Here is a 12,294-nt window from a genome sequence, read left to right as displayed (position 1 = left end):
GAACCTGAGCACTGAATCTAGAAAATCATTGATCAGCAGAACATTATTTTGGATGACGTTGGCAGTTATGTATGTCTTATTGCATAAAGGCACTAAATGAAGCAGGAACAGCATTTCTACAACGATCGAACGGTTGGTTTGCTGACAAGCTTTCAGCTACTGGAGCTGTCGCTGAAGCTATATATAGGCACATCATATGATTATATTCACATGTTAGTTGGAGAGCATATTCATTTCGATTTCTCTATCAGCGACGTCGAGAATTATCCACTTGAGCGCCTGCTTAATGTGTTTGGCAAGCTCAATGGAAATGAGGATCTAAAAAAGCGCCTCAATAAACTTAGAACTGAGCGAAACTACATTGCCCACGAAGCACTATTAGTTACCGTCGGCAGCAACCCTAATATGGAAACTTTGCAAAATAAAGCAGAGGATTTCTTTTATCTGGAAGATGAGCTCTCTGAATGTCTAAAGCTAGTAACAGAAGAGTTTCGCAAGTTAAAAGTCAAGGGTGAGCTTGGTAGGCTAGGTTAAATGCATAACAAGGGAAGACAGCGCGCCCCATGTTTTGTTGCGCCTTCGGCGCCACTACAAATGGTCGCCTGCAGGCGGCGTTGATGTTGTATAAAAACCTACAGACTTCTGTCTAGCTCGGGATTTCTGAGCGTCCGCTTTTTAACCATAAGGAGCCTTCAAACAAAATCCCCCAAACAGCCCGAGCATAAATTACTAATTTGCCTCACTCCACTCAACTGTAATTATTTAGAGCTCTGGTCTCTCTCATACTCGAATAAATCTTCAACCCTGCAATCAAAATAGACGCATAGCTTCTCGATGGTGTCGAGCTCGACACGCGTAGCTGTTTCCTTATAAAGAAGGGAAACGGTATTTCTGTTTAAGCCAGTATCTCTGGCTAGGTCAGCAATCTTGAGCTTTCTCTCGCCCATTAGTCTGCTTAAGTGACACTTGATCATGTAAAATCCAAAAATGTTATCTAGAATGGCAAAAAATGCTTGCAGATATAATTTTGCATGCTAGAATGTTATTTAGGATGACAAAATGCACTGCTGAATGCGGTTATGACATCCTTGAGTGTATCCCAGTTATAGGAGATTGCAAAGATGAATAACCCAACGCTACTCACTACAGAAGAGCTTTCGACGCGTATTAAGTATGACGCGCGAACTATTCGTAACCAACTGAAGGATTCTGTTCTACTCGAAGGCGTGCATTATTTTCGGCCTTTTGGTGGCCGTAAGATTTTGTATATTTGGGAGAAAATTCTCGAAGACATGCAGAAGGTAACTCCCGCCGCTAAGTCTGATTTTTCAATTCCCATGGCTGCAGGAGGCACTTACCGTGGGTAGTGTCAGAACTCGAGGTGACAGCGGACGCTTATTCTTTGAGTTTCGTTACATGGGCAAACGTTGCCGCGAGCAGACTATGCTTCCTGATACGCCTGCTAATCGCAGTCAGATGGAGAAAGCGCTCAAGAAGATTGAAGCAGCCATAACCCTAGGTCAATTTAACTACCTAGAGTATTTCCCCCAATCTCGCCGTGGCCATAAGTTGAGTCAGGATGTTGAAAGTCCCCTCGATAGAGCGGTGGCCACAACCGAAGTCTCGAAGGTCGATACACCGACATTTGGTGAATTTGCCGAGACGTGGCTAGCTGAGAATAAGGTGCGTTGGCGCAAAGCGACGTATGACTCGCAAGTAGGGCAGCTCAATAAGCATGTGCTACCGCGATTTGCGAGTAAGCGATTAAATGCTATTTCTAAGGCCGAGCTTTTAGCCTTTCGGGGTGACCTTGCCAAATTGCCGGGACCAGGTGATCGCGATTTCTTAAGCCCCAAGACCCTTAATGAAATTATGGGTACGGCGCAGGCGATTATCAAAGAAGCGTCAGATCGCTATGAATTCCCCAATCCGTCGCTTTCTATTCAGCGGCTCAAGGTCCCTAAAAACGACATAAAGCCCTTCGACTTGAACGAAGTAACGATGATCATTGATCGCGTTAGAAAAGATTATCGCAACTACATGATCGTCCGTTTTTTTACTGGCGTTCGGTCAGGGGAGTTACACGGCCTTAAATGGAAGTTTATCGACTTTGAACGCCGCCAAATATTGGTTCGAGAGACCTTTACTAAGGGCCGTACTGAATACACTAAAAACGACGGTTCTCAGCGTGAAATTCAAATGTCGGACTCAGTCTTTACTGCTCTCAAATCTCAGTTTGAGGCAACGGGCCATGTTAGTGAATATGTGTTCTGTAACAGTCTTGGGCGCCCATTAGACAACAAGAACTTTACAGACCGAGTGTGGTATCCGCTACTGCGTTATCTTGCACTGGATGCTCGCCGTCCATACCAAACTCGCCATACGGCAGCCACGCTTTGGTTAGCCGCAGGGGAGAGCCCTGAGTGGATCGCCCGGCAGATGGGCCATACCAGTACTGAAATGCTGTTTAGGGTGTACTCCCGCTATGTGCCGAATTTAACGCGTAACGATGGCTCGGCATTTAATCGTCTAATTTTGTCCTCATTTCCTTCCGCGCCAACTCAGCTTGCCCATAATCGTGATGATAGTAATGCAAACGATGGAATAGCAAAGGAGAGCAAGAACCATGACCAATAACCAGACCGATAAAAAATTAATCCCTTTAAGTGAACAAGCAAAGAAAATTAGCAATAATATCAAAGCTTTGAGAGCTGGGATGGGCTGGAATCAATCCAGATTGGCTCAAGAAGCAGGGATCAGCGGTGCAGCATTAAGTAAGATAGAGCAAGGTGAAGGCCGAGTGCCTACAATTGTGGTTCTTCGTAAATTGGCTTCAGCATTGAACGTACAGCTGCATGAGATTACTGGCGAAATACCTACCGAGGCTTCGGAAGTTGATCAACGTAGTAGGGAATTTTATCGCAGATGGGATATTCTCGATGATTTATCAAAAGCAGATCAGGATAGACTGAGGGATATGGCCGAGCGCCTAAAGGAAATTACGCCCAATAGAAAAAAATAATTCTTACTCGTCTTCATCAATCAGACAATCATCATCATAAGTGACCAAAGAATACGAAAACCCCTTATCCAATAAAATGGAGCTTACATATAAGCGCTCTATCGCTACACCGTTGCTATAAGGATTAACCCAGTCAATCGCATCAACTTCATCAAAATCAGCAGGGTAAGGAAGCTCTGTAACATTAACTAGCAGATCACGTTGATCAGCAGATAATGGAGAATTATTGATAAAAAAATCAAAATTCTGTGAAGGAACAAAACGCCTAAAAGCTCCATTCTGATGGATTACCAATGCAAATGGTTCATTGTTTAGCAGCAGCATACGCCTAAAAGTTGCTTCCAATGAACTTTCACACTTAGAAGATATAGCATGGATATTTTCCCAATTAATTTCTCCGTTTGTAATAGCGCTGATTAGCTTTTTGGGCATGAGTAACCCTGAAGCGAATCCATTAGCTTGCCTCTCAATAGGATCATCAAACGGGTTTGATAATTCTTTGCTCCCGCACTCAAAAAGCATTTTCTTTTGAGGCATTATATGCATACAGACATGACCGATTTCATGAGCTGCAGTGAAATTAAATCGCCGTTGATCAGGAATGTTTTTGTTAATATATATTAATGCTGCACTATCGTTACCTTGAGCCTTACCCAAAATTTTCTCTGATGAAAACTCATGCACTTCTAGCACAACATTAAAATCGTCAGAACTGATCGCGCTCACTACTTCTGACGGGATTATTGGTAACAAATCAAATTCAAGCTCTTCTAAAATTTGCTCTGCTTCAGCGATTCCTTTCTGCTCTTCAATCATCTATAAATTACCTGTTTTGAATATTGGAAAGAACTTTTGCAAAGTCCGCTTAGGGTCGATACCAGTCTAGCGCAGAATTCAAACGTATGACGGCTTTTGTGACATTACTGCCCACTTAACTCATTAACACAGCGCCCCCTATTGCCTGCTAAATGCAAAGGGGAGGCTTTGCTACGAGGTAAAAAATTAGTTTTTATAGCTACTTATTTCGTCGACAACGGTGACATCAACCAACTCGGATCGCAATATTTTTACTGAACATGGAGCTTCTATAGAAACCTTAACCTTCTTACCTTCAACTCTCTCGATCGTAATTACGACATCGTCACCAACATGTAAAGACTGACCTTCCCTGCGTGTTAAACTAAGCATTCACAAGCAGACGTATTTAAACTCCATTTTAGAGTGCGGTGTTGATTTGCATTCAACGTTAAACCACCTAAGAGCGAACACTAGCGATGCTAGGGCCTGGTAGTCATGTATAATCACAAAATGAAAGTAGACGCAAAATTATACCCTAACGTGCCTCCAATCCTGGACTTTGAAGCATCCAGCCTCAATGCCTTTTGGAGCTACCCCATTAGCGTTGGTTTGGTGCTCGGAGGACGAAGTTACTACTGGGAAATTGCCCCGAAGGCCGAGTGGACAGATTGGTCTGAACACTCTGAAAAAATCCACGGTCTTTCTTTGTCTTATTTGCAGCAAAATGGGCAGCCTGCAGACGAAGTTTGTCGGCAAGTGCAGGACGTGATTGGGAACAATAAGATCATCTACAACGCCAGCCAGACTGGGAGCGCCTTTGGGCTAAAGCGCTTGGCTTACAAAATATAGAAATTAGAGACGTTCGCTCGCTTATAAGCCCTCATCAAGAATCAGCGTTGGCAGACACCGTCGTCCACTTTTTTGAATCCGGTGAACTCCAAGCTCACAATGCACAAGACGACGCCTTAGCTATAGCACTGGCGGTGAATCATCTAAGAAATAATAGTCGTTAGAAAATTAGCTTTTAGTATGCCTTGAGCTTATGCTGGGTTCGGGTACGCTTCAAATCTTAGATAGCTGCCCAACTTGTCTTTCAAGTAGCGCTGACAGATATCGCAGGTCACCGCGACAAGTGCATTAATCTCTAGAACAGTCTTTTTTGTGTGTTCCATAGTGCAATTGCCAACAATTGTCAGGGGAATTCCTACTCATCGGCCCCATCTTCGCTATCAAACACCTCATCCCAACTCACAACTCTGTCTTGGTCTGGGCTTTGATCTCCTCGGACAAAGTCTTCCCCGATTTGATCCTGAGTAGCTGCGTCAAAAAATGCGTCCCAGTCACCGACTTCTGCGGCTGGTTGCAAAGGGTCATCGTACTCCAGTACGCTGCCACGAAGCTTTTCTAGCGGTTTTTTGTCGGTCGGTTCAGTCATAGTGGATCATCTCATTCAGGAAGGCACAATAATGAGTATACCGTTCCCGTCGGCGGTTGCACTTGCCGCTAACCAGGTTTCTGGGAATGCGCAATGCAAAAACCGTACTTCTATGTATTACTCAGACTAACTCAACTCGAAAAAAACTTCAGTGGTGTACCAGAACTCTTCAAACGCTCTATCTGGCAAGCTGGCACGCAAGGCCCATCATAAGTGTAGCTGGCGGTATTGTTGTTGCTGCCTGTTACTTGAGTTTGTTGACCATTGCCGTTGTAGTCATAACTCGCGTAGCGCAGCACTTCCTGCGCAATAATAAAACGGTATGGAAGTCGTTCTAAATGAAGCCAAATCTCGATAACTCGGTCGAAGCGGCTCGCAAATCTATCACTCTCAGGATAATTTAACAGTAGAATTCCTCGGTATCCGACGAGCTATCAATAATACGACTTTTCAAATAATTTATAGTTGATTTGTCGATTACCCATTACCCCACATATGTCATCCTTCAAATATTATGAAAAATACCCTGCACCCGACATTATTTGTCAATAAAGTAGCGACCGGGAGAAGATATGAAAACGCCAAATGAAGACATTCAACTTGTTGCCTCGGTAAGCAAAGACTTATATCAACTCATCCAGACAGCTGCTGAATCAACTGCCTGACCCAGACCGCAATGTGGATTGGGATGCGGTATTCGGCACAACGGATAACGCGGATGACTCGGGCTGTTCGTAACAACTTTCACAAAAAATGATGTGCTTAACTGTAGTAGCTCACAATTGATCTGACAGTGACACGCTCTCCCTGTACCCATTCAATTCCTATAGAGCTTCGTCTAGCATATGAATCCAGTCTAACTTAGTATCGCAGTAGGACTACAAATTACTTTCGCTATCTGCTTTAGCTTCTGCTTTCGCCATTTCTATCCCATATTGAATATTGCCAAGCGTTCTCTCGATGCTTGATCTACTGGATGGGAAGTGCGTCATTGAGTGAAATACCTCATATACCTTATCAATTCCATATTGATAACATACCTCGAGTATATCCTCGAACCGTTCGGCTCGTAGAACTTTATAAATCATAACTTCAGGACGTAAACCACCGGGGTTAGACCAGTCGTACCGATGTCCCAAGGGCTTTACAGGCTGTTCGCGTATGGCCCGCACTAGCTCCTCCGGCAGTGGCGTAGGCTCAGCTGCCGAAAACGTAAAGAAGTCGTCGATTTTTACGCCCAGAAAATCTGCTAAATTCTTTAGCTGCTGAGGCGTAGGGTTGCGTCGCCCGGAAAGAATTTGTGCTACGTCGTTGCTTGTTTTAACGCCAATTATTGACACTAGGTCCGCATAAGTCAGCCCACGATTTTCTATGATAACCTTGGCATTCTCGTTCCATTTCATCTGATCTATAACCACTTGATATGCAAACGGTAAATTTGCACTATGAGTCGTCAACAAGCGCTCGGCTCGCTGATCAATATAGTATGCAAATCACCCCATATAATACCTTGCACTAATTTACGACATTAGATGACCACAGTGGACACTTTAAGGGTGATTCAATTACCCCCAATTCGACGGGATTAACATAGAATACAACTAATAACATCCATGAGTCATATAAACAGATACCGCCTTTATAACTGCATCAATATGCCCATCACGTAAAGCTACCGCAGGGATAGCAAGATCGTCACCAAGCTCCAACAGAAGCAAGGGGTTACGCTCAACAAAAAACATCAATTTTGACCAATCAGCTTTAAACGCCACTGAATCATTCATCACTAACAGAATCTTATCGAGCCCCGCTATAACTTTACGCTGATCATTGATCTGCCAGATGGGATATCTGTAATCACCTTCAAATTGCAAGCCAAGCACGTTCCCACTTAATCTATATGCCTCTAATGTATCTTCATCTACGCCCAGCTTATGAGCCATTAAAGATGTTGTTATGGCCCCACCTAGCTGACTTAGCCAAAAGTCTTTAAGCCCAGCACCGCGCATCAATGCTTCTTCCCGCAGTTTATTGCAACGCTCTGCGTTTCTAGCATCGATCAGAAGAAGGTCATCTGATTTCGGGCCACCCATATAAACCTCAGTGTAATTTAGCAATCATGCAAATGTATAAATGTTGTAACCTATTTAAGCACAACACCTTGAATTATATAAATATATGTATATTAATAGGCTTGAAGCGCACGGTTTGAGCCACGCTAGTCGATTAAAGCAATTAATCTTAAGCTTCAATAGCTTTGCATCTGAGATACCTGAGCGCTCTCCCCGAGAAAGTCGGTCGTAACCAACAAGTTTTGCAGTATCGTTCTAAATTTAATTACCCAACGTTACGCTGAAAATATTTCAGCAGGCCCAAGTCCAGAAGCGACTTTCTGTAGGAAATCTCTTACCTCAGCCAAATCAGCGATCGATCCAGAAAGTAAACGGGATTTAGGCGACACGCCACTGAAAATTGAATTGTCATTGGGCGTACTCAACCAGTTATCCGCGATCTGAGCATCCGGCAACAAGATCTCTAATGATTTAAAAATGCCAAGAATGTAGCTAATCCTCTCAATATTATCGATCGTCAATTCGACGCTCTCGGGGTTTGCTTTCCAGTTCTGCAGTAACCCTTCGTCACTGAGGCCAAGAAGAATCATTTGATCATCTAGGCTAAATGACCACAGCTCCATTATTTTGAAAATAGCGGGTAGCACAACGCCGCTAACTTCTGGATTAGATTGAATAGCAGATAATTGGTCTAAAAGGGTTGGCGTCATAGTGGCACCAAAGTTGGTCACTTTCAAAATATCATAAACAATTGATTCTGCTCTGACAAATAGATAACGATCTCAATATGTAAATCAAACTCCTAAAATCATATGACAGCCGCTATCAACAATGGAAGTGATATACATATTGTGTCTTGCTCAAACTAGTGAATAGATCAAGGTTGAACAAACTGAGAAAAAAGAACATAAAGTACTTCATTGCAGCGTATGAAATTACGATCAGCCTATAATAGTTCCAGTCGCAAGGTAGGATAACTGAGACGGGATTTTCGACCTAGTGAAACAGCATCCTGTCGTGAGGTCTTTGTAAGAGACGATCAAGAGTCTGCACCAGAAAGAAGTATAGATTGGGGTAAGATGTTCGACACTGAGAATAAAGCAGATTTTTTTACTGTTTAATTGAAATGAAACTCAAACCAATTGTAACCGGTTTTTGCACATTCGTTTGAGTGAATCAGGGGTCAATAGGGACAGGTCGTTCAAAGACATAAGGGGATGATGGTGGGTCAATTTTACAAGCGATTGGCAGGGTAACTGGGGAAGTAAATCAACGGGCGCCGACTATCGATCTTTTTTCGGCATCGTTCACATCAGCTGTAACAGTAATCATGTTGATTCCGTTTTACCCTGCTTATAAGTTTTGTGTAGGTCTGCGCTGCTGGCGCTAAACAAGTGGTCAGCAGCCTTGCGCGATTTTGCTGACGAAACGCGCTGATACAATGCCTCATATTCATCAGTTTCATCTTCCATCTTTAAAACTTTAGCGTGCTCAACTAACTCTTCGTAAAGTGCCTTAAAGTGTAGTATTTCCTCGTAATGCTTCACGCTCATTACCACGGCCGTATCCCGCTTGCGCAGCTTTAATAGCAATACGCTCCCTTGCGTCACCAGATTCAAATTGAACTCGATGCTGCGCCCAAAATCACGGGAACCGGTGCTTACCAGGGAGTCAATAGGAGAAAGCCATTTAAGCGCATTGATTGCACGAAGTGCCCTGAGCGTTAGCGTAGTGCTATCAGCTGCTGGGGGTGGGGATTTAGTTGAATCACTATTCATAGCCGTGCCCTCAGAGTGCTTATACACTAATAAGAATTCATGAATACGAAAGAAAGTTCTGCCGTCACAATGCTAGTATCTCACTTGGAAGTCCCCACCTGATTTGGCTATAACCTGGCACGAGAGCTTTTCATACCGAAGTATCCGTGTCTCATGTATAACAAACAAGTGGTCCGAATGTAAAAGGAGAGTCATGAAAACAAATAACAGGGAAACCGCAACGACTCAGCAATCCGATGAAGAGCAACTGGTTACTATCATGAGTTGCGGTTTTGCAAGAGAACTTGGTATCCCGCTACCGCTCGAACTTCAAAAGAAGGCTGACTATTATTCATGGAATATCACAACTCTTCGGGCCTATCAGTGGGCGCACGAGCTATTCATGATTTGGGCCGTGCCTACTCATTCCCAGTCTCAAATTATCGCAACTTGGAATACGTTATATCGTGGTGGCCCTGAAAGCCTCATTGTGTGCGATCTAATTTTACGTACACGATTTGACAGTGATGAAGCACTCAAATGGATTAACGCGACAAATATAGATTGGCGAGGCTGTACACCACTTCAGGTGATCGTAAATGGTCATAGTGAACTTGTAAGAAACGCATTAGTCTCTCAGGCTATGCAAGAGAAACAACTCAGTAACGATGAAATACTAGCGAGCAGGGCGGCTTCGAAAATGCCGCCGACATTACATTTAATTCCCTCACCACCCAAGCCCCCTCAGCATGAAGACGCCATTCCGTGGGAGGAGTGGGAGCTAGGGTGTATTGATGAGGCTATAAATGATGCTGATCATGCAGGCTTAGATCTAATGATAGATCGGCATCAAGCACTTTCCATGCTCACAACTATTGCCAAAATAGAGGGAATATCGGGAGTTAACCCAAAAGTAATCAGGGTAGACACGCTAATAGGTAGGCGCAGCTTCACAATCTACGATGAAGAGTATCGGAAGCAAATCAATGAGCGTTTATGCCTCGCGTTGATGTCTGAAGCAGATGGACATTCTCTGTATTTGGTTGCCTCGACCAAGGGAGGTGTCATGATAAACATGCTTGTTGTTCAGGTTGGCGTATCATGGGCGGCCAATCGATCAGAGTTTGGTAGTATTGGTCCAGAGCATATATAGAAAGCCCGTGAGACTATCAATTACATTGAGTTTGTATATGCGGCTGAAAACACAAGGGGCACCGAATTTACACGTGAAATTCGACGCCAATGTGGTGCTTATATTTCTGGGACAATCAGATGTTATCTTATTCGCCAGTGAAATTATGCGAGGTGATCCTAAGCTGTGATCTATCGACAGGCACTTGGTAAAACTATGACCCCATCTTTCGCGGAACCCTATTTACCATCAGAGCAAAGCATTGCTCGATCGGTGTTGCCAGAAAAAGCACTTGAGCTAGAACGGAAATCCAGTGCGCTTGCCGGTAAAGCGGCCGCGCCTGTTAAGCTCATCTTAGAAAAACACATGCGAGCGGTTAACTCCTATTTTTCCAACCTGATCGAAGGGAATAACACAAAACCGTGGGCAATACGCCGAGCCGCCACTGGTGATTTAAGTGCCGACGCCACAGCAAGGGGCCTACAACTGGAGTCGCTTGCGCACATGCAGGCGCAGGATTGGCTCAGAGAACAGAACGTCGACCTGAAAACCTTGTGCTCTCGCGACTTCCTGTGTGAGCTACATCGCGTCCTTTATCAAACTATGCCTGACAGCGCGCTGCTGATAACAAATGACACCCCGAAAAACGGGTCTACCCTAGTGCCAGGTGCATTTCGAAATCGCGATGTTATCGTGGGCCGTCACGTTCCGCCGGAGGCCAACGATTTACACTCATTCATGTCTCGATTCCAAGACGTTTACGGCTCTAAGCGTGCGGGACTAACTCCAATCATTGCGGGAATGGCCGCACATCATCGACTAGTATGGATACATCCTTTCCTAGATGGAAATGGACGAGTAGCACGGCTTTTCACAGACGAATACCTTAGACAAATTGGTGTTAGCGGTGTCGGGCTGTGGGTCATGAGTCGCGGCCTAGCTCGCTCTCACGCTCAGTATAAGCTGCGGCTGCATCAAGCCGACATTCCGCGCCAGGGAGATTACGATGGCCGCGGCAACTTGTCAGAAAAGGAATTAATCGCATTCTGCGATTACATGCTAGACACCGCTTTGGATCAGGTGGATTACACCGCTGAATTGCTTCAATTTGATGGCATGATCCAACGGATTAATAGGTATGTACAGGCCCGTAACGAAGGAAGAATACCTAGGTACGGAAAACTACCGCCTGAGGCCAGCGCTCTCCTTGAGCGCGCTTTCGTTACAGGTACTATTGAGCGACGAGAAATTTACGAGATGTTCCATGGAAGATCAGAGCGCACTATCAGAGCAACAGTGCAGCAACTAAAAGCAGAGGGACTGTTATCAGAAACCAGTAGCTGCTCCCCCTTGTCATGGGCTATTCCAGAGCACGCAGAAAGCTATTACTTTCCAGAGTTAAACTCTTAGCATCAATATTGCTAGAGCTAAAAATAGATGATCCACCACTTAATCACTGGGTAACCATCGGCAGGCGAGTTTACTTGAAAAGCCCGTGACGCGAAAATTACATTGAGTTGATATATGCCACTGAAAATACATGTCTCATCAGATCTGCACTTGGAATTCGACGCCAATGCCGCGCCTGAATTTCCAGAAGAAGCAGACGTCATCATTTTGGCCGGTGACATTTGGCTCGCTGATGATGTTCCCGATTATGTAATACGTGTCGCCACCGATCACCCAAACGCGCACGTGATCTTAGTGCTAGGTAATCACGAATATTATTACCAGAACTACCATGATGTATTGCCCTCTATCAAATCAACACTCGCCGCTGTATCCAACGCGTCTGTTTTGGAGAATGAAAGCATCATCATTAATGACGTCCTGTTCCTTGGATGTACGCTATGGACAGGGTTTGATGCGGTGCCGGGCGTAAGCCCAACTACAGGAAAACGTGACGCTGAAGTGAACGTGTATGACTTTCATATCATCAAAAATGGCAATGTGGTAATCCTCCCATTTTTAGCTGATGCTCAAAGTAGAAGTTAAGCAGCCATCAATGGTGGCTTCCCATTGTTGGCTTTATGGGGGCGTTCATGATTGTAAAACCAAAGCCACTCGGTTGCATACTC

Annotated in this window: 17 protein-coding genes; 9 read left to right on the top strand and 8 right to left on the bottom strand. The window is 44.4% G+C overall.

What is annotated here, in order from left to right; genetic code table 11:
- Positions 1-96 precede the first annotated feature (96 nt).
- Positions 97-534 carry a hypothetical protein gene (locus tag O9X78_RS15515; RefSeq protein WP_269620643.1) on the top strand — a complete coding sequence of 146 codons (438 nt, stop codon included), beginning with the start codon at positions 97-99 and terminating at the stop codon, positions 532-534.
- A 224-nt stretch (positions 535-758) separates the two neighbouring features.
- Here O9X78_RS15515 and O9X78_RS15510 read toward each other — a convergent pair whose 3' ends face one another.
- A complete protein-coding gene (locus tag O9X78_RS15510; protein WP_269620642.1) occupies positions 759-974 on the bottom strand; it encodes a helix-turn-helix domain-containing protein in 216 nt (71 codons plus the stop codon).
- A gap of 147 nt (positions 975-1,121) precedes the next feature.
- On the opposite strand from O9X78_RS15510, the gene O9X78_RS15505 reads away from it, so the two are divergent.
- Genes O9X78_RS15505 through O9X78_RS15495 form a run of 3 tightly spaced genes read left to right on the top strand, consistent with a single transcriptional unit; the run spans position 1,122 to position 3,022 of the window.
- A complete protein-coding gene (locus tag O9X78_RS15505) occupies positions 1,122-1,367 on the top strand; it encodes a hypothetical protein (RefSeq protein WP_269620641.1) in 246 nt (81 codons plus the stop codon).
- The gene (locus O9X78_RS15500; protein WP_269620640.1) at positions 1,360-2,637 is read left to right on the top strand and encodes a site-specific integrase; all 1,278 of its coding nucleotides are present in this window, start codon (positions 1,360-1,362) and stop codon (positions 2,635-2,637) included. The genes O9X78_RS15505 and O9X78_RS15500 overlap by 8 nt, the downstream gene beginning before the upstream one ends.
- Positions 2,627-3,022, top strand: coding sequence for a helix-turn-helix domain-containing protein (locus O9X78_RS15495; RefSeq protein ID WP_269620639.1), 396 nt, complete (start codon positions 2,627-2,629; stop codon positions 3,020-3,022). The genes O9X78_RS15500 and O9X78_RS15495 overlap by 11 nt, the downstream gene beginning before the upstream one ends.
- Positions 3,023-3,025: 3 nt before the next feature.
- On the opposite strand, the gene O9X78_RS15490 is transcribed toward O9X78_RS15495, so the two are convergent.
- A complete protein-coding gene (locus O9X78_RS15490) occupies positions 3,026-3,838 on the bottom strand; it encodes an ImmA/IrrE family metallo-endopeptidase (protein ID WP_269620638.1) in 813 nt (270 codons plus the stop codon).
- 186 nt (positions 3,839-4,024) lie between these two features.
- The gene (locus O9X78_RS20940) at positions 4,025-4,210 is read right to left on the bottom strand and encodes a carbon storage regulator (RefSeq protein ID WP_350339240.1); all 186 of its coding nucleotides are present in this window, start codon (positions 4,208-4,210) and stop codon (positions 4,025-4,027) included.
- A 105-nt stretch (positions 4,211-4,315) separates the two neighbouring features.
- On the opposite strand from O9X78_RS20940, the gene O9X78_RS15485 reads away from it, so the two are divergent.
- Positions 4,316-4,669 (top strand): hypothetical protein, encoded by a 354-nt coding sequence (locus O9X78_RS15485; protein ID WP_269620637.1) that lies wholly within the window; start codon positions 4,316-4,318, stop codon positions 4,667-4,669.
- A gap of 355 nt (positions 4,670-5,024) precedes the next feature.
- Here O9X78_RS15485 and O9X78_RS15480 read toward each other — a convergent pair whose 3' ends face one another.
- On the bottom strand, positions 5,025-5,255 hold the full coding sequence (locus tag O9X78_RS15480) for a hypothetical protein (RefSeq protein ID WP_269620636.1): 231 nt from the start codon (positions 5,253-5,255) through the stop codon (positions 5,025-5,027).
- Positions 5,256-5,341: 86 nt separating this feature from the next.
- Between O9X78_RS15480 and O9X78_RS15475 the strand changes: the two genes are divergently transcribed.
- Positions 5,342-5,593: a hypothetical protein gene (locus O9X78_RS15475; RefSeq protein ID WP_269620635.1), complete on the top strand. Its 252-nt coding sequence runs from the start codon at positions 5,342-5,344 to the stop codon at positions 5,591-5,593.
- A 540-nt stretch (positions 5,594-6,133) separates the two neighbouring features.
- Here O9X78_RS15475 and O9X78_RS15470 read toward each other — a convergent pair.
- The 4 genes from O9X78_RS15470 to O9X78_RS15455 all read right to left on the bottom strand — a co-directional run bounded on the left by O9X78_RS15470 (position 6,134) and on the right by O9X78_RS15455 (position 9,105).
- A complete protein-coding gene (locus tag O9X78_RS15470) occupies positions 6,134-6,658 on the bottom strand; it encodes a helix-turn-helix domain-containing protein (RefSeq protein WP_269620634.1) in 525 nt (174 codons plus the stop codon).
- A gap of 198 nt (positions 6,659-6,856) precedes the next feature.
- Entirely contained in the window at positions 6,857-7,348 is a 492-nt protein-coding gene (locus O9X78_RS15465; protein ID WP_269620633.1) for a hypothetical protein, read from the bottom strand.
- A 254-nt stretch (positions 7,349-7,602) separates the two neighbouring features.
- Positions 7,603-8,037, bottom strand: coding sequence for an antitoxin Xre/MbcA/ParS toxin-binding domain-containing protein (locus tag O9X78_RS15460; RefSeq protein ID WP_269620632.1), 435 nt, complete (start codon positions 8,035-8,037; stop codon positions 7,603-7,605).
- 618 nt (positions 8,038-8,655) lie between these two features.
- Positions 8,656-9,105, bottom strand: a complete 450-nt coding sequence (locus O9X78_RS15455; RefSeq protein ID WP_269620631.1) for a hypothetical protein — start codon at positions 9,103-9,105, stop codon at positions 8,656-8,658.
- Positions 9,106-9,298: 193 nt separating this feature from the next.
- On the opposite strand from O9X78_RS15455, the gene O9X78_RS15450 reads away from it, so the two are divergent.
- The 3 genes from O9X78_RS15450 to O9X78_RS15440 all read left to right on the top strand — a co-directional run bounded on the left by O9X78_RS15450 (position 9,299) and on the right by O9X78_RS15440 (position 12,211).
- The gene (locus tag O9X78_RS15450; RefSeq protein WP_269620630.1) at positions 9,299-10,237 is read left to right on the top strand and encodes a hypothetical protein; all 939 of its coding nucleotides are present in this window, start codon (positions 9,299-9,301) and stop codon (positions 10,235-10,237) included.
- 195 nt (positions 10,238-10,432) lie between these two features.
- The gene (locus O9X78_RS15445; RefSeq protein WP_269620629.1) at positions 10,433-11,626 is read left to right on the top strand and encodes a Fic family protein; all 1,194 of its coding nucleotides are present in this window, start codon (positions 10,433-10,435) and stop codon (positions 11,624-11,626) included.
- 114 nt (positions 11,627-11,740) lie between these two features.
- The gene (locus O9X78_RS15440; RefSeq protein WP_269620628.1) at positions 11,741-12,211 is read left to right on the top strand and encodes a metallophosphoesterase; all 471 of its coding nucleotides are present in this window, start codon (positions 11,741-11,743) and stop codon (positions 12,209-12,211) included.
- Positions 12,212-12,294: the final 83 nt, after the last annotated feature.

Source organism: Zhongshania aquatica, assembly GCF_027257955.1.
GTDB lineage: Bacteria > Pseudomonadota > Gammaproteobacteria > Pseudomonadales > Spongiibacteraceae > Spongiibacter > Spongiibacter aquatica.
Note: the sequence above shows the minus strand (reverse complement) of the source record. Positions and strands in the feature narration are given on the sequence as shown.

Coding starts and splice junctions, on each gene's coding strand:
- O9X78_RS15515 (WP_269620643.1), top strand. CDS start 97: ATGAAGCAGGAACAGCATTTCTACAACGATCGAACGGTTGGTTTGCTG.
- O9X78_RS15510 (WP_269620642.1), bottom strand. CDS start 974: ATGATCAAGTGTCACTTAAGCAGACTAATGGGCGAGAGAAAGCTCAAG.
- O9X78_RS15505 (WP_269620641.1), top strand. CDS start 1,122: ATGAATAACCCAACGCTACTCACTACAGAAGAGCTTTCGACGCGTATT.
- O9X78_RS15495 (WP_269620639.1), top strand. CDS start 2,627: ATGACCAATAACCAGACCGATAAAAAATTAATCCCTTTAAGTGAACAA.
- O9X78_RS15490 (WP_269620638.1), bottom strand. CDS start 3,838: ATGATTGAAGAGCAGAAAGGAATCGCTGAAGCAGAGCAAATTTTAGAA.
- O9X78_RS20940 (WP_350339240.1), bottom strand. CDS start 4,210: ATGCTTAGTTTAACACGCAGGGAAGGTCAGTCTTTACATGTTGGTGAC.
- O9X78_RS15485 (WP_269620637.1), top strand. CDS start 4,316: ATGTATAATCACAAAATGAAAGTAGACGCAAAATTATACCCTAACGTG.
- O9X78_RS15480 (WP_269620636.1), bottom strand. CDS start 5,255: ATGACTGAACCGACCGACAAAAAACCGCTAGAAAAGCTTCGTGGCAGC.
- O9X78_RS15475 (WP_269620635.1), top strand. CDS start 5,342: ATGCGCAATGCAAAAACCGTACTTCTATGTATTACTCAGACTAACTCA.
- O9X78_RS15470 (WP_269620634.1), bottom strand. CDS start 6,658: ATGAAATGGAACGAGAATGCCAAGGTTATCATAGAAAATCGTGGGCTG.
- O9X78_RS15465 (WP_269620633.1), bottom strand. CDS start 7,348: ATGGGTGGCCCGAAATCAGATGACCTTCTTCTGATCGATGCTAGAAAC.
- O9X78_RS15460 (WP_269620632.1), bottom strand. CDS start 8,037: ATGACGCCAACCCTTTTAGACCAATTATCTGCTATTCAATCTAATCCA.
- O9X78_RS15455 (WP_269620631.1), bottom strand. CDS start 9,105: ATGAATAGTGATTCAACTAAATCCCCACCCCCAGCAGCTGATAGCACT.
- O9X78_RS15450 (WP_269620630.1), top strand. CDS start 9,299: ATGAAAACAAATAACAGGGAAACCGCAACGACTCAGCAATCCGATGAA.
- O9X78_RS15445 (WP_269620629.1), top strand. CDS start 10,433: ATGACCCCATCTTTCGCGGAACCCTATTTACCATCAGAGCAAAGCATT.
- O9X78_RS15440 (WP_269620628.1), top strand. CDS start 11,741: ATGCCACTGAAAATACATGTCTCATCAGATCTGCACTTGGAATTCGAC.